We start from the raw sequence: 24,115 nt of genomic DNA on the forward strand, positions 1-24,115 counted from the left end.
TTTGTGGTTTGGCAGGGCCCGGCGTCAAGACAAATGGCCGTCAATCCTCTACACTAGCGCCCCATGCAAGGAGCCCTGTCACCGTTACTGTTAATCAGTGGTAACAAATGACTCGGCTCTGGATAAGGGTCCGGAGATGACCCCCTATGAACAGGACCGGTCACCAGGAGCTCATGACCGACTACCCCGTTCGTAAACAGGTGATGAGCCACCCCCAGACGGGTGCCCCCCAACGATTCAATTGAACAAAGCAGTCGGCCGATATGCCGGCTGTCAGGTTGCGCCAGCATGCAGACCAAAGACCAAATTTTTGCCGCCCCGATCGCCCGATTGGGCGACTTTTGTTTTGACGAACAGGTCGTCGACGTATTTCCCGATATGATCCAGCGCTCGGTGCCGGGTTACAGCAACATCATCTCAGCCATCGGCATGATGGCCGCCCGCTACGCCCAACCCGAGAGCCGTCTCTATGATCTCGGCTGTTCGCTTGGCGCCGCCACCCAGGCGATGCGTCGCCATATCAGCCAGCCCGGCTGCCGCATTACCGCGGTGGACCTCTCCCACCCGATGATCGAGCGCGCCCGCGCCCACCTCTCCGGTTTCAAATCCGAGGTGCCGGTGGAGCTGGTGGAGGCGGATATCTGCGACATCGAGATTGAGAACGCTTCCGTGGTGGTGCTCAACTTCACCCTGCAGTTTGTCGAGCCCGAGAAACGGGCAGCCCTGATCCAGCGCATTCACGACGGTTTGCGCCCGGGCGGGATCCTGATCCTGAGCGAGAAGTTCCGTTTCGAGGATGAGCCGGTCAACGAGCTGCTCATCGATCTGCACCTCGACTTCAAGCGGGCCAATGGCTATAGCGAGCTGGAGATCAGCCAGAAACGCACTGCCCTTGAGAACGTGATGCGCACCGACAGCCTGTCGGTGCATCAGGCCCGTCTGCGGGACGCAGGTTTCATCCATCAGGATCTCTGGTTCCAGTGCTTCAACTTCGGCTCCATGATTGCCATCAAATCCAGCGACGCACAGCCATGATCGACTTTGCCAATTTCTATCAACTGATTGCCAAAAACCGGCTGAGCCACTGGCTGCATACCCTGCCCGCCCAGCTGCACGCCTGGCAACATGACAACCAGCATGGCGATCTGCCGCGCTGGAACCGCGCCCTCAACAAGCTACCGGTGGTCTCCCCCGGCAACATCGAGCTGAAAAGCCGGGTCGAAATCGGCTCGGCCGAGAGCCTGGGCGAAGGGGAGCGCAAGAAGGTCGAGAGCCTGCTGCGCCACTTTATGCCCTGGCGCAAGGGGCCGTTCACCGTGCATGGCATCCACATCGATACCGAATGGCGCTCCGACTGGAAGTGGGATCGGGTGCTGCCCCATATCAGCCCGCTCGAAGGCCGTTACGTGCTGGATGTGGGTTGCGGCAGCGGCTACCACCTCTGGCGTATGGTGGGTGAAGGAGCCAAGCTGGCGGTCGGCATCGATCCGAGTCCGCTGTTTCTCTGCCAGTTCGAGGCCATTCGCCACTTCGCGGGCAATGATCAACGCGCCCACCTGTTGCCGCTCGGCATTCAGGAGCTGCCGGAGCTGCGCGCTTTTGACACCGTCTTCTCCATGGGTGTGCTCTATCACCGCAAATCTCCCATCGAGCACATCGAGCAGCTGCGCAATCAATTGAAAGATGATGGCGAACTGGTGCTGGAGACCCTGGTGATCGACGGCGGGGTCAACGACGTGCTGATGCCCACCGACCGTTACGGCAAGATGCGCAACGTCTGGTTTATTCCCTCAAGCCGCGCCCTCAAGCTGTGGGTCGAGCGCTGCGGCTTCACTGACGTGCGGATAGTAGACGAGAATATGACCAGCACCGACGAACAGCGTCGTACCGACTGGATGATTAATGAATCCCTGAGTGACTATCTGGATCCAGACAATCCGGCACTCACGGTAGAAGGACACCCGGCGCCGAAACGTGCCGTACTGATTGCCCGCAAGGCCAAAGACTAGCCGGTGGCGCTTGTGGAAGTTACACTGACCCAATTCCAGGAAGCACAGTTAAATGAATGACATGAAAAGCAAATTAAAAGGAATGACCCTGCTCTCCCTGCTCAGTCTCGGCGGGTGTGTCAATATGGAAAAAGCGCCTCAGGTCCCTGCTCTGACGCTGGCCGAGCTTCGTAGCGAGCTGAGCCAGAGCGAGCAGCGCCTGCAAACATCCATGGAACAGCAACAGAAGCAGTATGTGCAGCAACAGCACCTGCTGGTTCAGCTCAACACAGATGTCACCAATATGAAAGAGTCCGTCAAGCAAGTAGACCACAAGCTCGCAGCTCTCCCCTCCGAGCCGCCCAAACCGATGGCGATCCCCACCGAGAAGTGCCCGGCCCCCAATCAGGGCCACACCATCGATGGCAAGCTGATGGTCGGTGAAGCGGAGTGGATCTGGGTTGATGCCGCCAACGACGCCTTCCAGGCCCGGGTCGATACCGGTGCGACCACCTCCTCCATCAGTGCGCAGGAGATCACCATTTTCGAGCGCAACGGCAAAAACTGGGTGCGCTTCTTCCTGAGCCATCAGGATGTGGACGACAAGATCCAGATCGAAGCGCCGCTGGTACGTCACGTGCGGGTGCGTCAGGCCTCTGCCGATGATCTGGACCGCCGTCCGGTGGTGCGTCTGGCCGTGCGCATTGGCGACATGACCGAGAAAGCCGAATTTACCCTGAAAGACCGCAGCGATATGACCTTCCCGGTGCTGCTGGGTCGCGAATTTTTGAAAGACATCGCCGTGGTTGATGTGGCCCGCGAATATATCCAACCCAAACCCAAGCTCAAGGATGTGAAATAATCCATGGTTTCCCGTAAGCCGTTCTATTTGCTGGTAGCCCTGCTGTACATTGTCGGCCTGGGGATGACGATCTATCACCATATCGCGTTGGATGTGCCGCTGACGCCCGGTGAAAAGCGCCAGATCTGGTCCATCGAAGCCAAACTGGAGTTCGAAGCTACCGGTGAGCCAGTGATCGCCTCCCTGGCTATCCCGGGCACCCAGCCCGGTTTCACCCTGATGAACGAGAACGCCGCCAGCCCCGGCTACGGCCTCTCCTTCGTCGAGAAGGATGGCGATGCCCGTGCCGAATGGTCGATCCGCAGTGCTACCGGCCGTCAGGAGCTCTACTATCGCGTCGACATGATGGCGGATGCCCACGCCAAGCCGGCCGCCAACCCGCAGCCGCCCGCTATCGAAAAGCAGATCGAGAGTGAGCCCTATGCCACTGCGATGAAGCAGATCCTGGAGCGCGCCCAGGAGCGCTCTGCTGACGGCTATACCCTGACCCGCGAGATCATCAAGGAGATCGAAAAGCAGGAGCAGAACGCCGAGCTACTGAAAAAGCACAAGAGCCGCGCCAACCTGATCGCCGAGTTGCTCAACAATGCTGATGTGCCGACCCGCGTAGTGCATGCCCTGAATCTGGAAGATGGTCGCCGTCGTCAGGAGCTGGTCGATTACCTGCAGGTGTTCAACAGCCCGACCGACTACAAGCTGTTCAACCCGCAAACCGGTGAACAGGGTCGTCCTGCCAACCTGCTGCTGTGGGAGTATAACTCCGGCGCCCTGCTGGATGTGACAGGTGGTCACAACTCCCGTGTCAGCTTCTCGATGATCGAGCAGGAGCAGCCGGTCAGCGTGGCACTGGCCCAGAAGTTTGAAAAATCAGAGATGATGAACTTCTCCATCCATAGCCTGCCGCTGGAAGAGCAGACCTTGTTCAAGGGCTTGCTGCTGATCCCCATCGGTGTGCTGATGGTGGTGTTCTTGCGCGTCATCGTCGGCATCAAGACCTCGGGTACCTTTATGCCGGTGCTGATCGCGGTCGCCTTTATCCAGACCCAGCTGATCACCGGTCTGGTAGGTTTCCTGCTGATCGTCGGCACCGGTCTGGTGATCCGCTCCTACCTGTCGCGGCTCAACCTGCTGCTGGTCGCCCGAATATCGGCCATCATCATCATGGTGATCTCGATGATCGGTATCTTCTCCGCCTTTGCCTTCAAGCTGGGGCTGACCGACGGTATGAAGATCACCTTCTTCCCGATGATCATCCTCTCCTGGACTATCGAGCGGATGTCCATCCTGTGGGAAGAAGAGGGCCCGAAAGAGGTATTCCGTCAGGGCGGTGGCTCTCTGCTGGTGGCCATCATCGCCTATCTGGCTATGGATAACGAATTGATCCGTCACCTCACATTCAACTTCCTCGGCCTGCAGCTGGTGCTGATGGCGACCGTGCTGTTGATGGGTAACTACACCGGCTACAAGCTGAGCGAACTCAAACGCTTCAAGCCGCTGGTGGACGAGATCAAGTCTGGCGCCACCCCGGGTAAGGACAAGTAACAGATGTGGTTCTGGGAAAAGTACACTACCCCGTGGAGCCTGTCGCAGGCAGGTATCCTCGGCATGAACAAGCGCAACCACTCCTATATCAGCCGCTACAATCCGCGCAGCCTCTATCCGCTGGTGGATGACAAGCTGCAAACCAAGCGTATCGCGCTGGATGCGGGCGTGACGGTGCCCGAGCTGATCGGCACCATCCGAGCCCAGCACGACGTGGGTCGTATCACCGAGCTGGTGAAGGATTGGCCTGGCTTCTGTATCAAGCCGGCTCGAGGCTCGGGCGGCAAGGGGATCCTGGTGATCCTGCGCCAGGAAGAGGGTCTCTTCTATAAGCCCAACGGCAGCGCCAGCAACGGCCAGGATCTGGAGCGCCATGTCTCCAACATTCTTGCTGGACTCTATTCGCTGGGGGGCAAGCCGGACGTAGCGCTGGTCGAAGGCCTCATCAACTTCGATGACGTGTTCGACGGCTACTCCTTTGAAGGGGTGCCCGATGCCCGGGTGATCATCTTCAAGGGGTTCCCGGTGATGGCGATGATGCGTCTCTCAACCTCTGCCTCCGACGGCAAGGCAAACCTGCACCAGGGCGCCGTGGGAGTGGGTCTGTGCCTACGTACTGGCCGCGCGCTGCGGGCGGTGCAGTTTGGCAATCCGTTGCGACACCATCCTGATACAGGTCTCGACCTCTATGAGCTCAAGGTGCCCCACTGGGATACTCTGCTCACCCTCGCAGCCTCCTGTTACGAGATGTCGGGTCTGGGCTATATCGGTACCGACATGGTGCTGGACAAGTTCCGCGGCCCCATGCTGCTGGAGCTCAACGCCCGCCCAGGTCTGGCCATTCAAATCGCCAACGGTCGTGGCCTGGTGCCCAACCTCAAGACCATCGAGAAGCTGGGCCAAGTGAAGATGAGTGTGGCGCAGCGGGTCAGCTTTGCCAAAGAACACTTCGGGATCTTTGAGGAATAATGCCTCTGCTTGTGAACTGAGCGCGCCGCCTATGGCGCGCTTTTTTTATAGCTCTTATCTGTCTGTTGGCACATCCCGTTTCCAGCCCCAGGGTCAGCATCTCATCCCTAAACGACGAGTACGTCAGCTAACGGCAGCTTGGAACAGCGAGGGGCGAAGAGGAGAAGGGGCGAAAAGAGTATGGCCAATATGTCAGGGGATAGATAAATCGCAGGTATAAAAAAACCGGCGCAAAGACGCCGGTTTTTCAAACAGAGTGCGACGGCCATTACAGGGCGTCAGCATTCTCTGACAGGTACTTGGCAACACCGTCCGGAGAGGCTTGCATACCTTTTTTGCCTTTTTCCCACTGAGCCGGGCACACTTCGCCGTGCTCTTCATGGAATTGCAGGGCATCGACCATGCGAAGCATCTCGTCGATGTTGCGGCCCAGCGGCAGATCGTTGACTACCTGATGACGAACGACACCATTCTTGTCGATCAGGAAGGAACCGCGGAACGCCACACCGGCTTCCGGATGTTCAACGTCATAGGCCTTGCAGATTTCGTGCTTGACGTCGGCGATCAGCGGGTACTTGACCTGACCGATACCACCATCTTCAACCTTGGTGTTACGCCATGCGTTGTGGGAGAACTGGGAATCGATGGAAACACCGATCACTTCCACGCCACGTTTCTGGAACTCTTCATAGCGGTGATCAAAAGCAATAAGCTCGGACGGGCAGACGAAAGTGAAATCGAGCGGATAGAAGAAGACAACAGCAGCTTTGCCTTTGATGTGGGATGACAGGTTGAATGAATCAACAATTTCGCCATTACCCAGAACGGCTGCGGCGGTAAAATCGGGTGCGGGACGGCCTACCAATACCATATTCAATTCCTCTTTAAGTGAAGTGAACAATCCAGTCAGGATTGGGCTACCAAGAGCCTAGTCCGTCTAAATCAAGCGACAAACTATAGACCCGGTGGTAGATTAGTTAAATCAAATTAAATAGATAGCATTAATCGGGTTTTCCTATGCAACGTTGGCCCAGCCTCAAACAGCTGCAATATCTGGTCGCTCTCGACGAGCACAAAAACTTCAATCGTGCCGCCAAAGCCTGTCATGTCAGCCAGTCGACCCTGAGTACCGGGATCCAGACGCTGGAAGAGATGATGAACCTGCAACTGGTGGAGCGAGATCACAAGAGCTTCATTATGACCCCGGTCGGCATGGAAATCGTCGAGCGAGCTCGCAATTTGCTCTCCGATGCGCGGGATCTGATGGAGCTAGGTCAACACCAGGGCGGTGTAATGCAGGGGACAGTGCGTCTGGGCTGTATTCCCACCATCGCCCCCTTCCTGCTCAGTAAGCTGCTGAAAGTGTGCAGCAAAACCTATCCTGACCTCGAATTGTTACTGCGGGAAGACACCACCAGCAATCTGCTCAAGCAGCTGGAACAAGGTCAACTCGATCTGCTGATCCTTGCCCTGCCCATCGAGATCGGTGGTTTTCACTGCAAGACCGTCGGTCAGGATCCGTTCCACATGGTAATGCCCGCCAGCATGGCGGCCGGTCTTCACACCCCGTTTGACTACAAGGAGCTGCCAAACCAGAGCATCTTCCTGCTGGAGCGGGAGCACTGCCTCACCGAGCACGCAGTGAGCGCTTGCCGTCTGCGGGACAAGAGCAAGATCAACCCGTTTGCCGCCACCAGCCTGCACACCTTGGTGCAGATGGTGGAAGCGGGTCTTGGCACCACCTTCCTGCCGCAAATGGCCATCGATGCCGGCATTCTTGCCAACTCCGATCTGGTGGCCATCCCGCTGCCGGGGGAAAAATCCTATCGCGAGATCGGCATGGTTTGGCGTCCCAGTACCACCCGGGTGCAAACCTTCTATAAGCTGGCAGAATTGCTTACCCCACTGATCAATCCCGCCCACTGACCCCGAATGCCAGCCGCAGGCTGGCGTTTTTCGCTCGCTTGCCGCATTTTCTCCTTTCGGGACTAGGTATCAAGCCAGATCCCTGTTTAAGATGGAAAAGTTGTCACGCCACAGGCGGCCGTCACCACATTCTGTCCGGGGTGGCGGTTAACAGACGTCCCTATTGGTTGACCCCGTTGTGGAGAGCTCTCCGATGTACCGCAAGCTGCTGCTATCCCTGCTGACCCTGCTGCTGGCCGCCTGCTCCAGCACACCAGAGCCACCGCCGCCCCGCCAGCAGAGCAGTGCCTTTGACGGTTTCTACCAGCAGTGGCGTGGCGTCCCCTACCGGATGGGAGGCACCAACCGTGCCGGACTCGACTGCTCCGCATTCACCCAGCTCGCATACAATCAGGTGCTGGGGGTCAATTTGCCAAGAACCACCGAATCCCAGGCCAGTATCGGCAAACCGGTCGATCGCTACCGGCTGCAACACGGGGATCTGGTCTTCTTCAAAACCGGCTGGCAGCAGTACCATGTGGGGGTCTATACCGGTGCCGGCGAGTTTATCCACGCCTCCACGAGCAAGGGAGTAATCCGTTCGAGACTCGACAACGTCTACTGGAACAGCCGCTATTGGCAAGCACGTCGGGTAACCCAGTAAAGGGGTTCAAACACCTGTCCGTTATACTGCTGGACTCCGTCAATCCCTGTCGCCAGGTCGAGATAATCCCCTGCACTGAAAACTCAATTGGCCCCAAAACCTGCCTTTCATACCATTTTGTGATAAGGTGGTGGCCAATTTTTAGCACTTTCGCGCTTTTCTCATACGCTATCTGTCCTGATTGACAATAAGCGAAGCAGCGAAAGTGGCTGTGACAGCACTGCCGGACGGGTGCCTCACAGCAGCAGTATCAAGGGTTAAATAGATAAGGAGATCATCCAATGAAACAGTATCAAAACTGGCTGGGGCAATACCTGATGAGTCGCCGTGACGGCGACCACGCCATGGCATGCGAGATGGCGAGTTCCATCTGCGAGTTCTGGCAACAACAGGGAGATGAAACCGAACTGGACAAGTGGCAGCAGATTTACCAGAACCATCTGGAAAAGACCACCTGATCCCGACCGTCACCTTGCTGCCAGCCATCTGTTGGCAGCAAGGCTGCCCCCTATTGCTTCGCGCATAGCCAGTTCCCGCATAACGCCCTTTTGCATGCCCCCTCTACCATTTCTTGAGTCCATGACAGTGCTCATCCAGAACCAAGTGTCGAGCTCGTCGATGCAACCGGACACAACAGGGTTCCCCACCCTGTTTCCCCGGGTTTCATCCAAACCAACCGCGTCCTCACGGCGGGTTTTCTGTTTTGAGAACAAGGGGATGGGCAGTTCTGTCGCAATCCATGGCGACAATTTCCCCAAGTTGGTCAGTTTGTGCTAAAATGGCGCTCATTTTTTGACATCTCGCGTCACGTTCGCCGCCAGATTGCCCATCGGGCTCTCTGCCCGGGTCGTGACTTTGCACCATCATGCCTGATGATGTTCCCCCCAAGATGAGCCGACAGGCTCCCGTCAAGGTGGGCACCTTCAAGGGCACATGAGATAAGGAGATCGGGTAATGAAACAATATCAAAGCTGGCTGGGAGATTATCTGATGAGCCGACGTGACGGAGATCACGCGATGGCTTCGGAACTTGCCAACACCATCTGCGCCTTCTGGAAGGCCCAGGGTGATGAAGCAGAAACCAGCAAATGGCAGCAACGCTATCAGCAACACGTAGAGCAGGCGCAATAAGCCCCTGCACTCTTTCGCGATAAGAAAACCGGCGCACATGGCGCCGGTTTTGCGTTTCTGGCAAGCAGCAGATTACATCTGGTCGATCATGTCCTGAGCAAACTGGGAACAGGAGCGCAGGGTGGCCCCTTCCATCAGACGCTCGAAGTCATAGGTGACGGTCTTGTTGCGGATCGCCGCTTCCATCCCCTTGATGATGAGATCGGCCGCTTCGACCCAGCCCATGTGGCGCAGCATCATCTCGGCGGAGAGGATCAGCGAGCCCGGGTTGACCTTGTCCTGACCGGCATATTTCGGTGCAGTACCGTGAGTTGCCTCGAACAGAGCCACGCCATCACCGATGTTGGCACCCGGCGCGATACCGATACCGCCCACCTGAGCAGCCAGCGCATCGGAGATGTAGTCACCGTTGAGGTTCATACAGGCGATGACGTCATACTCGGCCGGACGCAGCAGGATCTGCTGCAGGAAGGCGTCGGCGATGACATCCTTGATGACGATGGTCTTGCCGGTTTTCGGGTTCTTGAAGGAGCACCAGGGGCCGCCGTCAATCAGCTGGGCTCCGTACTCGTTCTGGGCCAGGGCATAACCCCAATCCTTGAAGGCACCTTCGGTGAACTTCATGATGTTGCCCTTGTGCACCAGGGTCACTGAGTCGCGATCGTTGTCGATGGCATACTCGATGGCGGCACGCACCAGGCGCTCGGTACCGGCCTTGGACATCGGCTTGATGCCGATCCCGCAGGATTCGGGGAAGCGAATTTTCTTCACGCCCATCTCGTTTTGCAGGAAGGCGATTACCTTGTTCGCTTCGGCGCTGTCGGCCTTCCACTCGATACCGGCGTAGATGTCTTCGGCGTTCTCGCGGAAGATCACCATGTCGGTCAGATCAGGACGCTTCACCGGGCTCGGGGTGCCGTCGTAGTAACGCACCGGGCGCAGGCAGATGTAGAGATCCAGCTCCTGACGCAGGGCCACGTTGAGGGAGCGGATACCGCCACCGACCGGAGTAGTCAGCGGGCCCTTGATGGCCACGCAGTATTCGCGAATGAAATCCAGGGTTTCGGCCGGCAGCCAGGCACCTTCGCCATAGACATGAGTCGATTTCTCGCCGGTGTAGATCTCCATCCAGGCGATCTTGCGCTCGCCCTTGTAGGCTTTCTCGACCGCAGCATTCACCACATTCAACATGGCAGGGGTTACGTCAACACCGATGCCATCCCCTTCAATAAACGGAATGATCGGATGGTTGGGAACCTGCAGCTTGCCGTTGGCATCGACTGTGATTTTCTGACCCTGGGTCGGGATTACTACTTTGCTTTCCATCGGCATCTCCTAACTTCCGTTTGTTATCAACTTGTTTGTTGCGCGCGGCCATCTTAGCCCATTCATTTTCATAATAAAACGACAAGAAAGCATGTCAGACCAAAGAGGTAGCCACCCGCCAGTGCACCGTCACAACGCCTTGCCGACCCCGCCCCGTTATCCCTCCAGCTCGCTGGCCGCCGCCTGCGGCTGACTCAGGGAACGGTACTGGGAAGGGGTCAAGCCGGTCTTCTGTTTGAACACCCGGCAGAAGTAGTTCACGTCGGTAAACCCGCAGCGATTGGCGACCTCTTCGAGACGGAAGCGATACTTTTTCAGCATGAACTTGGCCCGCTCCAGCCGCACCCAGCTGATGTAGTCCGCTAGCCGCATGTGCCCCTGCTGGCGGAACAGGCGTGAGAGATGGCTGGGGGAGAGATTGAAGCGGGCGGCGATGCATTCGCGACTGATGGGGCGGTGGAAATTTTCCTGAATGTAGATGCAGATGCCGTGAAAAAGATCGGAGCCACGAGGACGACCGCTCTCCGACTCCACCAGCAACTGCCGTGAGTAACTGAGCAGCGCCTGCAGCAGGTGATTGTCCATCGGTGCCCTTATCGGCTCCTGCGCAAGGGTGTTGAGGGAGAGCAGTATATGATCGAGCGCCCGTCCGGCACCGGCCTGAATACTGTGCTTCTGCACATCGAAGAAGCCGGTGTCTCCCTTGTGCTTGCTCACCAGACTGAACCCTATCTGACGCTTGCCGAACAACAGGCTGAGCACGGAACAGTCATTGTCCCAATCCGGCTTGTTCCAGCCGTTGGGGGGAATGTACATCGCCTCCCGCGGCCCCATCTGTACCGACTGCACATCCCCTTCCGGGGACCAGATCTGGTTGAGATAGTGACCACTGAATACCAGCTCGAGACGCGGAAAATTGACCTGATAACTGAAGCAGGGAGGCACCCCTTTGTCAGAGGCAAACAACACCTTCTCAAAGCCTCCCCCCTCACTTAGAAAGCCGTCCAACAGCTGGGTAAAGATGATACTCATGAATGATCCTGATCAAGATGCAGAGAGCAACCGATTGCGGTGCGCTGCCCCTGCCATGCTATAGTCCGCGCCAGACTGAAATTCCCAAAAAATCGTTCTGATACAAGGAGCCATCCATGAGCTACCCGCCGTTTTTTCTAATGTGCAACCCGATCCAGGATTATGTCTGGGGCAGTCGTGACTCCCTGACCACGCTGTTTGGCATCAAAAATCCCGAAGGCAAACCACAAGCTGAACTGTGGATGGGCGCTCACCCCAATGGCTGCTCCGAAGTGACCCTGGCAGGCGAGACCGTGAAGCTTTCCAGCCTGATTGACGCCAACCCCGTCGCCATGCTGGGCGAAGCTACCCAGGCTCGTTTCGGCTCACTCCCCTTCCTGTTCAAGGTGCTCTGCGCCGAGCAAGCCCTCTCCATTCAGGTACACCCGAGCAAGGCACAGGCCGAAGCCGGTTTTGCCAAAGAAGAAGCCGCAGGCATCGATATCAAGGCGAGCAACCGCAACTACAAGGATCCGAACCACAAGCCGGAGCTGGTCTTTGCCCTCACCCGCTATCAGGCGATGAACGGCTTTCGCGCCATCCCGGCCATCCTGGCCCTGTTCGATCGCATGGCGCTGCCCGCACTGGTCGACCTGACCGCGGCGCTTCGCCAGTCACAGGATGAAGCTGGCCTGCAGCACTTCTTCCACCAGTTGCTGATCCTCAGCGGTGATCGCAAGGACGAGGCGCTGGCTGGCCTGCTGGCCTATGCCGCCGCCCATCAGGATGAAGAGACTTTCGCCACCATCAGCAAGCTGGCCAACCAGTACCCGGGGGATGTGGGGCTCTTCTCGCCGTTGCTGCTCAACGTGGTAACACTTGAGCCGGGTCAGGCGATGTTCCTCGACGCCCAGACCCCCCACGCCTACATCCACGGCACTGGCCTCGAGATCATGGCCAACTCCGACAACGTGCTGCGTGCCGGTCTGACCCCCAAATACATGGATGTGCCGGAGCTGCTGGCCTGCACCCGCTGTGTCGCCAAACCGGACGACCAGATCCTGCTCACCCCTCGCATGGAAGGCACAGTACAGCACTTCGACGTGCCGGTACCGGATTTCACCTTCAGCGTATATGGCGCAGGCGAACATGCCCTCACCACCGGCAATGCCGAGATCCTGTTCGCCATCGATGGGCCCATCACCCTCATTGGCCAGGATGGCGAGCGTCTGACACTGACCATAGGGCAATCTGCATTTGTACCCGCCAGCACCAGCGATTATCGCGTGACGGCTGAAGGGCGTTTTGCCCGCGCCAGCAACCGCTGATCCTGGTGGGCCATCGGCTCATCACCCTCTGTTCAAAGGGCCCAGCAGGGCCCTTTTTTTCAGCTCATCTGACCATGTGGAGCCCGGTACGACTCACAAAATCGGTCATTTAACTCAACATCGAAGAATAACACGCTGACTTATAATGATTAATATCATTTAGCCTCCCTGGTCACGCCACCCTGCAGTTATGCGAGCCAGCTCACACCCTTCCCCACACGTCATAAAAATCCAGTTAATGCCATTTTTTTCCTCTGTCCCAGGATATTAATCAACGAAATAATAGAAACAGTTAATTTACAGGCAGCAGGAAAAACATTTAAGAGCATTTATATATTCCAGATGTAACACAGCTCAGCCACTTATTTCATAAGTGTAAGGGGCGATTTTTTAAATCAGGCTATAGGTGCCTGTTATTTTCCTGCGCATTTATTTTTCCGCCTGTATGGCCAGAACGTTTTCACTATCCATTTTATCTGGCTGATATTCCCCCCGTCACCCTCTATATCCAGTGACAGTCGGGGTAATACATGCAGATGGCTATCTCATCCGGCAGATATTCATTGGCTGGCCCGGCGTTCTGCATTATCTGTTTTTATACGTTCGATACCCTACTTTCATTAACCTGTGGCGACAAATATGAAACTGAAACGTTCCCTGCTCGCGTGTGCCGTACTGGCTGGCCTGGTTGGTATATCCGGTTGTCAAAATGACTCGGATACCGCTGTCGATAACAATAAAGAGACTAACGTCTCCCGTTACGTCAATCCGTTCATCGGCACAGGTAATTTAGGCAACACCTATCCCGGCGCCACGACCCCGCATGGCATGGTGCAGCTGTCGCCCAATAATGGGGCCAATGGCTGGGAATATATCTCCGGCTATTACTACCACGACAACCGCCTCGCCGGGTTTTCCCACACTCACCTCTCGGGCGCCGGAGCTGGAGATCTCAACGATATTCTGGTGATGCCGATCAACTCACGCTCCAATTTCATGCTGAACGAGGGGTCGGCCTCACTGAATCTGGAGGCCTCCCGCTACAGCCACAAGGATGAAGAGGCAACGGCGGGCTACTACAAGGTCAATCTGAAGGATTACGGGATCAAGGCCGAGCTGACCGCCTCGGATCGGGTGGGGGTTCATCGCTACACCTTCCCGCAAGATAAAAAATCGGAAATCGTGGTCAACCTCGGCTTCAAGGTCAACTGGGACTACACCTCCGACTCCTATCTGAAATGGGACAAAACCCACAACCGGATCGAGGGCCATCGCTTCTCTGACGGCTGGGCCCCCAGCCAGAAAGAGTTCTTCGTGATGGAGTTCGACCAGCCCATCAAAAACATCCGCTTCGCCTACTTTGACAAAGACCAGAACCGCTATCTGGACCTGCCGGAAGGCACCACCGAGATCGGCAACGAGACCCGTGGCAAATATCAGTACGCGCGTGCCTATGTGGAATTTGATACCGCGGCGGCGGGCTTGGTCGTCGAGGCCAAGGTAGCCCTCTCCAACGTCGAGATCGGCCGGGATGGCAACGCTGGCGCCTCACTCAACATGACCGAAGTGGCCAATATGTCGTTTGACGATGTCCGGCAGGCTGCGACCCAAAAATGGGAAAAGGAGCTGGGCAAGATCCGGGTCAGTGGGGATGAGGAGTACAAACAGACCTTCTATACCGCGCTCTACCACACCTATCTGGGCCAGACCATTCACTCCGATCTGGACGGACGCTACCGCCAGGTGCATCAGGGGCGCAACGCCTATCCGGATGGCAACACACCGTGGGGCGAGCAGATCGATACCCTCAAGGAGTCGGTTCGCACCGCCGATGCCAACCGGGATGGCAAAGCGGACTTTACCCGTTACGACACCTTCTCCCTGTGGGACACCTACCGCGCAGTACAACCCCTCTCGTCACTGCTGGAGCCGGATCGCCTCGCCGATGTGGTGCTCTCCATGCTCTCCTACGCCGAGGAGGAGTGGATGGACGATCTGGGCAACCTGCGCAAGGGCAGATTGCCGGAGTGGACCTTCAAGGGTAACGAGACCGGCATGATGATGGGGATGCACTCCACGCCGGTGATCCACGACGTACTCTCCAAAGGCTCGCTGGACAGACGGATGATCGCGCTGGGCTTCAGCGATGCGGAACGTCAGGAGATCAAGGAGCGACTGGTGACCGCCATGATCACCGACGCCCGCGCAGCCACCAGCCAGGGGGTCGCCTGGATCAAGGAGTACGAGCAGCAAGGCTATGTACCTGCCCAGTTGCATGACACACCGCCGGGCAATGACTGGGAATCTCACTCCCCCTTCAAGGATGCCTGGACCTCATCCTACTCGCTGGAGTACTCCATGAATGACTGGGCGATCGCCCAATCGATCAAGGCAGTATTTGGCGAAAGTGACCCCCGCTATCAGGAGTTTGCCGATCGATCCAAGAACTGGCAGGCGCAGTTTGACTTTGGCGGCAAGCAGTACAAGGGGTGGTTCAAGGCCCGCGACTACGCTGGCAAGTTCATTGATGCCGGTTGGGTAGACCCGAAAACCGGCCGGGCAGTGGGCAAGGATTGGCGCCCCGACATGTTCAACTGGTCATTCGCCGAGTCCAACGGCTGGCAATACGCCTTCAGCGTTCAACATGACATTCATGGCCTGGTCGATCTGATGACCCGCTTCGACCAGACCCAGAATCCTCAGGCCAAACGGGGCGAACTGTTTGCCAAACGGCTGGACGAGTATTGGAGTACCTATCCGGATCGCAACGCTGGCGACAACCAGTTCCCGGTATTCAACACCGGCAACGTGGGACAGCATGTGCAGGGCAACGAGCCCGATATCCATGTGCCCTACCTCTACAACTACGTAGGACAGCCCTGGAAGGGACAGGCCGCCATCGTGGCAGCCACCAACGTCTGCTACAAGAACACCCCTGACGGCATCTGTGGCAACGATGACTTTGGCACCCTCTCTGCCTGGTTCGTGTTCCGGGCGCTGGGCTTCTTCCCGGTCAATGCCTCCTCCGGCATCTACGAGATTGGCACCCCCATGTTCGAAACCGCCTCGCTCGATGTGGGTGCGGGCAAACAGTTCACCGTCACGGCCCAGAATGTCAGCCGCGACAACATCTACATCCAGTCCGCTCGCCTCAATGGCAGCGAGTTCAATCGCAGCTACCTCACCCATGAGGAAATCCTCAGTGGCGGCAAGCTTGAATTCGTGATGGGCGATAGCCCCAACCAGAATTGGGGCAGCCAGCCGGAAGATCTGCCGCCCGCGCAAGGTATCGGCACCTTCCTGCACGAAGGCGACCTGCCTGCCGGTTCCCGTTAATCACCTGTTCGGGGGAGGACTTCCTCCCCCATCACCACTCAAAAATGGAATGACCATGTTCAAGTGCAATCTTCTTTCTCTTGCGGTGATTGCCGCACTGACCGGTGGCATCGCCGGTTGCAACAGTGAGAGCGAGTCTACCGCTATCGAGAAACCGGTAACTCCGGTTGTCGATCTGTCGGTACTGAAATACGTTGACCCCATGATAGGCACCGCCGCATCAGGCCACACTTTCCCCGGTGCCACCCGCCCTGCCGGCATGGTGCAGCTCTCGCCGGATACCTTTATTGGCTCCAACACCGATCACGAGAGCGGACTCAACCCCTGGCACTCAGCCTCCGGCTACTGGGACTCTTCCAATTATCTCACGGGCGAGATCGTCGCAACCGATGTTCCGCTCTACGGCTTCTCCCATACCCATCTCTCCGGCACCGGCGCCACCGATCTGGGCGACATTCTGGTACTGCCCTACGCCGAGATGGCCGACGCCCAGATAAACGCCTTTGACAAAACCAATGAGCACGCCAGCGCCGGTTATTACAAAACCAGACTGAACAAGGGGGAGATTGAGGTTGAACTGACCACCACCAAACGGGTCGGTTTGCACCGTTACACCTTCGCCAAAGGAGCGGATCGGAATGTGAAATTCGATCTGGGTCATACCCTACTGAACAACAACGGCCAATCGCTGAAAAACAAAATCGAAGTGGTGGATGAGTACACCCTGCGTGGCCGCAAAACCTCCACTGGCTGGTTCCAGGGACAGAACCATCAGGGCCAGAACATCTTCTTCTACGCCAAATTCAACCAACCTGTGGCCAGGGCCATGCTGGGCGAGCAGGACAAGATGCCCACCCGGGAGATGCGCCCCAACAGCGTCTATCAAGGGGATGACCTGACCGCCTACCTCAATTTTGGCCAGGGTGACCAACCGATCGAGATCCGGGTCGGTATCTCGGCGGTGAGCTGGCAAGGAGCACAGAAGAATCTGGAGGCGGAAGCCCCCACCTTTGATTTCGCCAAGGTGAAGTCAGACGCCGAATACGCGTGGGCCGAAAAGCTGGCAACACTCAAAACCGAAGGGGGGACGGAAACCGAGAAGACCAATTTCTACACCGCCCTCTACCACATGATGATCGCCCCTATCGAGCTCTACGATGTGGATGGCAAGTATCTTGATATGCAAGGCACCCTGCGCACCCTGCAACCTGGCGATACCCCCAACTACTCCATCTACTCGACCTGGGATACCTTCCGCGCCGTTCACCCCATGTGGACCATCATGGACCCGCCACAGGCGACTCTCTACGCCAAGGATCTGATCCGCAAATCCAACGTGGAGTTCGGCCTGCTGCCCAAATGGGAAGGCCACGGCTCGGAAACCGGCACCATGATTGGCTACCCCTCGGCGGCCATCCTTGCCGATGCGGTGACCAAGGGGCTGATCGATGCGCAAGAGGCACTGGAAGCCTCGGTCAAATCGGCCCACTACCGGCCTGCCGATTACCCGCAGATCCATGACGACATCCTGGGCTCGCTGATGGCCGGTCAGCTCAGCTATCACGAGAAAGAGCAGTGCGTCCGTTATCCCAACTGGAACTCGGTCTCCTACTCGCTGGAGTTCTCTTTCTACGACTGGACCATCGCCGAGATGGCGAAAGCCGCGGGCGACATGACTACCTATCAGGAGTTCAAGGCACGATCCTACAACTCGCTCAAACATTGGGATCCCCAGGCTGGCAATGCCGATGGCAAAGGCTTCTTCGTACCGACCGAGCTGAAAAACGGTGACCCGTGCGCCCTGAAATACGCGGCGGCCGATTTCGATCCCTACAAGTCGGATGCCTTCTACTACACCGAGGGCAATGCCTGGCAGTGGCAGTGGTCCTTCATGCAGGATCTCGACAAGCTGACCGAGATCATGGGTGGCCAGCAGGGACTGAACGACAAGCTCGACAACCTGTTCAACGCCGACCCCAACGGGGGCGAAGCACATCAGGACATGACCGGTTACATCGGGCAGTACATTCATGGCAACGAGCCCTCACACCACGTCATCTATCTCTACAATCGCACCGCCCAGCCCTGGAAAGCGCAGGAGTACCTCGACCGGGTCTATAAGGAGTTCTACAAAACCACCCCGGATGGCCTGATCGGCAATGAAGACGTCGGCCAGATGTCGGCCTGGTACATCATGAGTGCCATGGGCTTCTATCAAATCTCCCCGGGCGACCCGACCTACACCATCGGTCGTCCCATCTTTGACAAGGTCACCATCAACCTGCCCGACGGTCAGTTCAACGTGGTAGCGCAGAACAACAGCCCGGACAACCTCTATGTCAAAGAGGTCACCATCAATGGCAAGCCACTCAACCAGTACAACACCTTCGCCCACAGCGAGATCCGTCCCGGTGGTGAGCTGCGTTTTGTGATGACCAACCAGCAACCGACCCCGTAACTCTACAAGCGGCAAGCCACCCGGCTTGCCGCTTTTTCATCTCCGGAATTTGAGGAACAACAATGTTCAAACCCCACAAGCTGGCCATCATGGTGACAGCCCTGCTTGGCCTCTATGGCTGCAACACAAATGATGAGACTACTGACAATGGCCGCCCCGATAATGCCCTGCAGGTGCTGCAATATGTCGATCCGCTGATCGGCACCGATGGGCTGGGCAATGTCAATCCGGCCCCGGTCATGCCGGAAGGGATGATCCAGCCGGGCCCGGACAACTGGAATCCGGCCAACTGGAATGGCAAGGGATCCCCTTCCGACTATCACCACCATCTGGCCAAGCTTTCCGGCTTCAGCAGCACCCATATCTCGGGGGCAGGCAAGGGGGATCTCAATGATTTCGCCTTCTTGCCCTTCATCGGCAGCAATACCGACCCGGTCACCATCAACAAGACGAGCGAACAGTCGGAAGTAGGCTATTACAAAGCGGATCTGGTGGAGACCGGCATCAAGGCCGAACTCACTGCCACCCAGCGGGTCGCCTTCCACCGTTACAGCTATCCGGCGGGTGAAGATCGCAAAGTCCAGCTTGATCTGCAGCACGAGCTGCTGGAGCAGTACGGTAACCACTCCCGCAATATTTACTTCAAGCGGGTGAGCGACAACGCCATTGCCGGAGCCAGAACCAGCAACGAGTGGGGGCAGTGGCAGACGGTCTTTTTCTACGCCGAGTTTTCCGAGCCGTTTGTGGATCAGATCCTCTATGTCGATGGCAAATTGAGCAACGACACCGAGGTGGGGTTGGCCGATTACATCGGGTATGGCGAAACCAGACCCCGGGTACGGGATGTGGTGACCCAGCTCAACTTTGCCAAAGGGGAACGGCCCATCACCATGAAGATGGCCATCTCGGGCACCGGCATTGAGGGGGCCATGGCCAACCTGCGCGCCGATGAACATGACTACCGCTTCGATCAGGTGGTGCAGGAGAACAAGCAGGCATGGGCGAAAGTGCTCAATAAGTTCACCCTGGAGGGTGGCAGCGATGCCGACAAGACGATGTTTTATACCTCGCTCTATCGCACCTACATCGCCCCCTTCGTCTATCAGGATGTGGATGGTCAATATCGCGGAATGGATGGCAAGGTGCATCAGGCCAAGCCGGGCTTTACCAACTATTCGGTCTACTCCATGTGGGACACCTTCCGCGCCGCTCACCCATTGAAGACCATCATCGAAAAAGAGCGATCCATCGACTATGTGCACGATCTGCTCAACAAATATAAAACCGGCGGCATCATGCCCAAATGGGAGCTGCACTCCGACTATACCGGCGAGATGGTCGGCTACCCAGCGGTCTCCATCATCGCCGACGTCATCGTCAAATACCCGGATGCATTCACACAGGAAGAGATAAAGCTGGCGCTGCAGGCGGCCAATGTCTCCGCCAACTTTGACCTCGCGCTGACCAAAAGCTGGGTGCCCTATCAGGATCCCTGGAACGGCGACAAGCGCTTCACCGTGATGACCCGTCACGGCCAGTATGCCGAGCAGCACGGCTATGTCCCCGCCAACGTCAAACTCAAGCCGGAAGAGGGCGGCATGGCGCAGGACAAGTACGATGAACTGGTCAACGAGTCCGTCTCGTACGGTGTCGAGAATGCCTACTATGACTGGTGCATCGCCCAGCTGGCCCGACTGGCTGGCGACAAATCCGCCGAGAACCGCTATCTGGCCCGGGCGACTACCTGGCGCGCCTATTTTGACTACAACCCGGCGCAATATGGCAAATATGGCGCGACCGGCTTTATGCGCCCCAAAAATTACGATGGCAGCTGGGTCAACAATTACCCCTCCTGCGCCATCGATAAAAACGGCAATCCCGTTACACCACCACAAAACTGTGACACCAACGACAGCAGCCGTTATGACATCTTCTGGCCCTATCGGGCCGAGCACAGGGGGCAGGACTTTACCGAAGGCAACACCTGGCAGTGGAGCTGGTTTGTTCCCCACGATATCGAGGGGCTCAAAGAGGTGATGGGGGGCGAGGAGGGATTCCGGAAGAATCTGGATGCCCTCTTCACCGCCAACTCCAACGCTGATACCTCGCAAGGGGATATGACCGGCTATATCGGGCAGTTCGTGATGGGGAACGAACCGGATCACCATGTTCCCTACCTCTATAACTGGACCAAGGAGCCGTGGAAAACCCAGGAGTATGTGGATCAGGCGGTGCGCAGCTTCTTCCACCCGACCACCACAGGGCTGATTGGCAATGAGGATGTGGGGCAAATGTCCGCCTGGTACATCATGAGTGCGCTGGGCTTCTATCAGGTCACGCCGGGGCTCCCGGTCTACACCATAGGTCGGCCACTGTTTGACAAGGTGATCATGGATATCGATGGCGGAAAATTCACCGTGATCGCCGAAAACAATGGCACCCAAAATATCTATGTGGAATCGGTCACCATCAATGGCAAACCATTGGGGGAAAACCTGACGTTCAATCACAGCGATATTCGTGCCGGTGGTGAACTGAAATTTATCATGACGGCGCAAAAACCGATCCGCTCAGATAATAAATAACCATCATGCACTATCAATATATGTTCAGGCCCAAAGCTTCCTTTGGGCCTCTTTTTTGTTCACTAACAAAAATGTTCAAAAATATACCGCACGCAATTACATGATACCCGGATCACAAACAGCGCGCCTTGCCACAAAAGTCTAGTGAATGACACTTTTTTACTCTGTCGATGAAACAGATGGCATGGGAATAATAGTGCTCGCCGGGATCAATGCCATCGAGCACCAATATTGCTCAGGGATCGCTCCGGTCTCATAAAAATAGATCATGACTGCTTACCCTCTACCCGATGGAGCCGCTCAATATGTTCAAGAAAAATATTCTGGCCATTGCCCTGACCAGCACGGTAGCCATGTTATCCGGCTGCGATTCAGATAACAGCAGCGACAATAACGACGATCAAAAGCCAACGCCAACCAATGTGTTGCAATATGTGAACCCATTCGTTGGCACTGGCTTTAACGGTCACACCTTTCCCGGCCCTGTGGTACCGGAGGGCATGGTGCAACTCTCGCCGGATACCGAGTTGATCGGCTGGCACTCCTCCTCCGGCTATCACTTTGACAAAGATACCCTGTTCGGATTTTCCCACACCCACCTCTCAGGCACCGGCATGGGGGGGCTGGGGGATATTCTGTTCCTGCCCTTTACCGAAGATAAATCCAAATACATCGAGCAAAGCGATGATTACCGCAAAGCCATCTCGGTCAAAATGGACAAAAAATCCGAGCAGGCCGAGCCTGGCTACTATGCGGTGCGCATCGCCGAGAATGGCATCAAGGCCGAGCTGACCGCCTCCGAGCGGGTGGGCTTTCACCGCTACACCTATCCGCAGGGGCAACCCCAACGGCTGAAGATCGATTTGAACTCGATCCTCAACAGCGACTGGGGATCGAGTTCGCTGCGCAACAAACTCACCGTCAGCGAAGATGGCTACACCATCACCGGCGAGCGAGATGCGACTCACTTCTCCGGCTGGGCGAAAAACCAGAAGATCTTCTTCCATGCGACCTTCGACAAGAAGATCAAAGGGGTCTACATCCTCGCTGGTGGTGTGCCGGTAGAGGGCTTGAGCGCCGAGCACAAGGCCAAATCCAAAGCGGATGTCACCGCTTACGTCGAATTTGAAGAGGGCGGCTCAGCCCAACTGAACGCCAAAGTTGCCCTATCGGCGGTCGATGCCACCGGCGCATGGAACAACTACCAGGCCGAAGGGGATGTTTCGTTTGACGAGGCCCGCGCCAACGCCCGCGAGAAGTGGGCCAACGCCCTCAATTTCACCATCGAGGGGGGCAGCAAGGAGCAAAACGAGATCTTCTACACCGCCCTCTACCACACCAAGATCGCCCCCATCGTCCATCAGGATGTGGATGGCAACTACCGCGGCATGGGCAAAGGGGCGCAGGCCAAGGGGGAAGGCAGCTACTCCATCCACTATGGCCAGGCAAGCGAAGATCAGCCCAACTTCTCGGTCTACTCACTGTGGGACACCCAGCGAGCGCTGCACCCGCTCAAAACCATCACCGAACCCACCCGCGCCGTGCAGTATGCCAAGAACCTGCTCCAGAAGTATCTGGAGAGCGGCCTGCTGCCCAAGTGGGAGCATCTGGGGGATGAGACAGGCACCATGGTGGGCTATCCGGCGGTGGTGGTGATTGCCGACGCCATCACCAAATACCCCGATGCCTTCACTGCGCAGGAGAAAAATCTGGCGCTCACGGCCGCCATCGACTCCTCCACCTATACCAACTACCCCATGCTGGCGACCGAGTGGGACAAGGCGGTGCTGGACAAGACCCTGACCAACCACATCGATTACATCGAGAAAAACGGCTTCGCCCCGGCAGTGCAGCGGATCGACGGTCAGCCCGTCTTCGCTGACTACACCCTCGAGTCGGTCTCCTACGGTCTGGAGAACGCCTTCTATGACTGGGCCATCGCCCGGATCGCCAAGGCGGCCGGCAACCCGGCGGCCGAAGCGCGCTATCTGGCCCGTTCTAACGGCTACCAGCGCTACTTCGATCACAATGCGGCCGAATACGCCCAGTACGGGGTGACCGGTTTCATGCGTCCGGTGATGATCGATGGCTCCTTCATGACGCCATTTGATCCCTATGGCACCGAGCATGAGACCGGCAACTATACCGAGGGCAACGCCTGGCAGTGGACCTGGTTTGTGCCCCATGACATCAAGGGGCTGAAAACCGCGATGGGCGGAGAAGAGGCATTCAAGCAGAATCTGGACGCCACCTTCGCCGCCGAGAGTCAGGGGTCGGAGACCGCTGACATGACCGGGATGATGGGTCAGGTGGCCTTCGGCAATGAACCCTCCCACCATATTCCCTACCTCTACAACTGGACATCGGAGCCGTGGAAAACTCAGGAGACGGTCGACTACATCCTCGACACCATGTACTCGAACACCCCGGCAGGCATCATAGGCAACGAGGATGTGGGCTCCATGTCTGCCTGGTATGTGATGTCAGCACTTGGCTTCTATCAGGTGAATGCGGCAGACCCCGTTTACACTATTGGCCGCCCGCTATTTGCCAAAGCGACCATCCCGGTCAAGGGGGGAACCTTCACCATCATCGCCGATAACAACAGCGCCAAGAACCGCTATGTCCAGTCGGCCACCATCAATGGCAAACCGCTCAAAGATGGTCTCTTCTTCGAGCACAAGGAGTTTGTACCGGGGGGCAACCTCCACTTCGTGATGGGCGATACCCCGCCACAAAAGTAACTAACGATAGCATTGAGGTGACATCCAGCACGCAACCCGAAAATGTCACTTTGTGATACCCGACGGCCCACGCCAGATGGATTGATAAAATCCAATCAGCGCTGGGCCATTTTATTTTCCAGTGGGAAGCCCTGGTTCAGCCATTAACCCGTTTTTCTCAAATCAGCCTTAAATCGGGCAATAAACCGCAAAAAATGGCTGTAAATCCCATTACAAGGGTTTTTCTGTCATACCTTGACCGCTGTCACATCCCGCCATGAATTAAA

17 protein-coding genes are annotated in these 24,115 nt (G+C 56.9%); 14 read left to right on the plus strand and 3 right to left on the minus strand.

Annotated elements, in window-relative coordinates:
• Positions 1-288: 288 nt before the first annotated feature.
• From cmoA to G5367_RS03915, 5 genes are read left to right on the plus strand one after another with little or no spacing between them, the layout of a single operon-like run.
• Positions 289-1,035, plus strand: coding sequence for a carboxy-S-adenosyl-L-methionine synthase CmoA (gene cmoA / locus G5367_RS03895; RefSeq protein WP_421243886.1), 747 nt, complete (start codon positions 289-291; stop codon positions 1,033-1,035).
• Positions 1,032-2,009, plus strand: a complete 978-nt coding sequence (cmoB, locus tag G5367_RS03900; protein ID WP_013723597.1) for a tRNA 5-methoxyuridine(34)/uridine 5-oxyacetic acid(34) synthase CmoB — start codon at positions 1,032-1,034, stop codon at positions 2,007-2,009. The genes cmoA and cmoB overlap by 4 nt, the downstream gene beginning before the upstream one ends.
• A gap of 52 nt (positions 2,010-2,061) precedes the next feature.
• On the plus strand, positions 2,062-2,850 hold the full coding sequence (locus G5367_RS03905) for an ATP-dependent zinc protease (RefSeq protein WP_421243887.1): 789 nt from the start codon (positions 2,062-2,064) through the stop codon (positions 2,848-2,850).
• Positions 2,851-2,853: 3 nt separating this feature from the next.
• On the plus strand, positions 2,854-4,392 hold the full coding sequence (locus tag G5367_RS03910; RefSeq protein WP_216978437.1) for an inactive transglutaminase family protein: 1,539 nt from the start codon (positions 2,854-2,856) through the stop codon (positions 4,390-4,392).
• Between the two features lie 3 nt (positions 4,393-4,395).
• A complete protein-coding gene (locus G5367_RS03915; protein WP_236345234.1) occupies positions 4,396-5,361 on the plus strand; it encodes an alpha-L-glutamate ligase-like protein in 966 nt (321 codons plus the stop codon).
• Positions 5,362-5,629: 268 nt separating this feature from the next.
• Here the strand turns inward: G5367_RS03915 and G5367_RS03920 are convergent, their stop codons facing one another.
• Complete coding sequence (locus tag G5367_RS03920) at positions 5,630-6,232, minus strand: peroxiredoxin C (protein WP_026457190.1); 603 nt, start codon at positions 6,230-6,232, stop codon at positions 5,630-5,632.
• A gap of 146 nt (positions 6,233-6,378) precedes the next feature.
• Between G5367_RS03920 and G5367_RS03925 the strand changes: the two genes are divergently transcribed.
• From G5367_RS03925 to G5367_RS03940, 4 genes are all read left to right on the plus strand, one after another.
• Positions 6,379-7,287, plus strand: a complete 909-nt coding sequence (locus G5367_RS03925) for a hydrogen peroxide-inducible genes activator (RefSeq protein WP_216953260.1) — start codon at positions 6,379-6,381, stop codon at positions 7,285-7,287.
• Between the two features lie 193 nt (positions 7,288-7,480).
• Entirely contained in the window at positions 7,481-7,930 is a 450-nt protein-coding gene (locus G5367_RS03930) for a C40 family peptidase (RefSeq protein ID WP_216978433.1), read from the plus strand.
• Positions 7,931-8,211: 281 nt separating this feature from the next.
• Complete coding sequence (locus G5367_RS03935) at positions 8,212-8,388, plus strand: hypothetical protein (protein ID WP_005347176.1); 177 nt, start codon at positions 8,212-8,214, stop codon at positions 8,386-8,388.
• Between the two features lie 496 nt (positions 8,389-8,884).
• On the plus strand, positions 8,885-9,061 hold the full coding sequence (locus G5367_RS03940) for a hypothetical protein (protein ID WP_005337712.1): 177 nt from the start codon (positions 8,885-8,887) through the stop codon (positions 9,059-9,061).
• 72 nt (positions 9,062-9,133) lie between these two features.
• Here the strand turns inward: G5367_RS03940 and icd are convergent, their stop codons facing one another.
• Positions 9,134-10,387 carry an NADP-dependent isocitrate dehydrogenase gene (gene icd / locus G5367_RS03945; protein WP_005347179.1) on the minus strand — a complete coding sequence of 418 codons (1,254 nt, stop codon included), beginning with the start codon at positions 10,385-10,387 and terminating at the stop codon, positions 9,134-9,136.
• Positions 10,388-10,543: 156 nt separating this feature from the next.
• On the minus strand, positions 10,544-11,419 hold the full coding sequence (locus G5367_RS03950; protein ID WP_005347181.1) for an AraC family transcriptional regulator: 876 nt from the start codon (positions 11,417-11,419) through the stop codon (positions 10,544-10,546).
• A 116-nt stretch (positions 11,420-11,535) separates the two neighbouring features.
• Here G5367_RS03950 and manA point away from each other — a divergent pair, with 116 nt between their 5' ends.
• The 5 genes from manA (at position 11,536) to G5367_RS03975 (ending at position 23,849) form a co-directional block, all read left to right on the plus strand.
• The gene (manA, locus tag G5367_RS03955) at positions 11,536-12,726 is read left to right on the plus strand and encodes a mannose-6-phosphate isomerase, class I (RefSeq protein WP_201991827.1); all 1,191 of its coding nucleotides are present in this window, start codon (positions 11,536-11,538) and stop codon (positions 12,724-12,726) included.
• Between the two features lie 639 nt (positions 12,727-13,365).
• Positions 13,366-16,062, plus strand: coding sequence for a GH92 family glycosyl hydrolase (locus G5367_RS03960; protein ID WP_216978430.1), 2,697 nt, complete (start codon positions 13,366-13,368; stop codon positions 16,060-16,062).
• A 55-nt stretch (positions 16,063-16,117) separates the two neighbouring features.
• Positions 16,118-18,520, plus strand: a complete 2,403-nt coding sequence (locus tag G5367_RS03965) for a GH92 family glycosyl hydrolase (RefSeq protein WP_421293821.1) — start codon at positions 16,118-16,120, stop codon at positions 18,518-18,520.
• A 62-nt stretch (positions 18,521-18,582) separates the two neighbouring features.
• Complete coding sequence (locus tag G5367_RS03970) at positions 18,583-21,105, plus strand: GH92 family glycosyl hydrolase (RefSeq protein WP_266135105.1); 2,523 nt, start codon at positions 18,583-18,585, stop codon at positions 21,103-21,105.
• Between the two features lie 305 nt (positions 21,106-21,410).
• On the plus strand, positions 21,411-23,849 hold the full coding sequence (locus G5367_RS03975) for a GH92 family glycosyl hydrolase (protein WP_421243889.1): 2,439 nt from the start codon (positions 21,411-21,413) through the stop codon (positions 23,847-23,849).
• The last annotated feature ends 266 nt before the right edge of the window (positions 23,850-24,115 follow it).

The sequence above is a fragment of the Aeromonas sp. 604282 genome, assembly GCF_049170575.1.
Classification (GTDB): domain Bacteria; phylum Pseudomonadota; class Gammaproteobacteria; order Enterobacterales; family Aeromonadaceae; genus Aeromonas; species Aeromonas veronii_A.

What these genes read in the sequence shown, in the direction of transcription:
- cmoB (WP_013723597.1), top strand. Translation starts at nt 1,032, where the DNA reads ATGATCGACTTTGCCAATTTCTATCAACTGATTGCCAAAAACCGGCTG.
- G5367_RS03905 (WP_421243887.1), top strand. Translation starts at nt 2,062, where the DNA reads ATGAATGACATGAAAAGCAAATTAAAAGGAATGACCCTGCTCTCCCTG.
- G5367_RS03950 (WP_005347181.1), bottom strand. Translation starts at nt 11,419, where the DNA reads ATGAGTATCATCTTTACCCAGCTGTTGGACGGCTTTCTAAGTGAGGGG.
- manA (WP_201991827.1), top strand. Translation starts at nt 11,536, where the DNA reads ATGAGCTACCCGCCGTTTTTTCTAATGTGCAACCCGATCCAGGATTAT.
- G5367_RS03965 (WP_421293821.1), top strand. Translation starts at nt 16,118, where the DNA reads ATGTTCAAGTGCAATCTTCTTTCTCTTGCGGTGATTGCCGCACTGACC.
- G5367_RS03935 (WP_005347176.1), top strand. Translation starts at nt 8,212, where the DNA reads ATGAAACAGTATCAAAACTGGCTGGGGCAATACCTGATGAGTCGCCGT.
- icd (WP_005347179.1), bottom strand. Translation starts at nt 10,387, where the DNA reads ATGGAAAGCAAAGTAGTAATCCCGACCCAGGGTCAGAAAATCACAGTC.
- G5367_RS03915 (WP_236345234.1), top strand. Translation starts at nt 4,396, where the DNA reads ATGTGGTTCTGGGAAAAGTACACTACCCCGTGGAGCCTGTCGCAGGCA.
- G5367_RS03975 (WP_421243889.1), top strand. Translation starts at nt 21,411, where the DNA reads ATGTTCAAGAAAAATATTCTGGCCATTGCCCTGACCAGCACGGTAGCC.
- G5367_RS03970 (WP_266135105.1), top strand. Translation starts at nt 18,583, where the DNA reads ATGTTCAAACCCCACAAGCTGGCCATCATGGTGACAGCCCTGCTTGGC.
- cmoA (WP_421243886.1), top strand. Translation starts at nt 289, where the DNA reads ATGCAGACCAAAGACCAAATTTTTGCCGCCCCGATCGCCCGATTGGGC.
- G5367_RS03920 (WP_026457190.1), bottom strand. Translation starts at nt 6,232, where the DNA reads ATGGTATTGGTAGGCCGTCCCGCACCCGATTTTACCGCCGCAGCCGTT.
- G5367_RS03925 (WP_216953260.1), top strand. Translation starts at nt 6,379, where the DNA reads ATGCAACGTTGGCCCAGCCTCAAACAGCTGCAATATCTGGTCGCTCTC.
- G5367_RS03940 (WP_005337712.1), top strand. Translation starts at nt 8,885, where the DNA reads ATGAAACAATATCAAAGCTGGCTGGGAGATTATCTGATGAGCCGACGT.
- G5367_RS03910 (WP_216978437.1), top strand. Translation starts at nt 2,854, where the DNA reads ATGGTTTCCCGTAAGCCGTTCTATTTGCTGGTAGCCCTGCTGTACATT.
- G5367_RS03960 (WP_216978430.1), top strand. Translation starts at nt 13,366, where the DNA reads ATGAAACTGAAACGTTCCCTGCTCGCGTGTGCCGTACTGGCTGGCCTG.
- G5367_RS03930 (WP_216978433.1), top strand. Translation starts at nt 7,481, where the DNA reads ATGTACCGCAAGCTGCTGCTATCCCTGCTGACCCTGCTGCTGGCCGCC.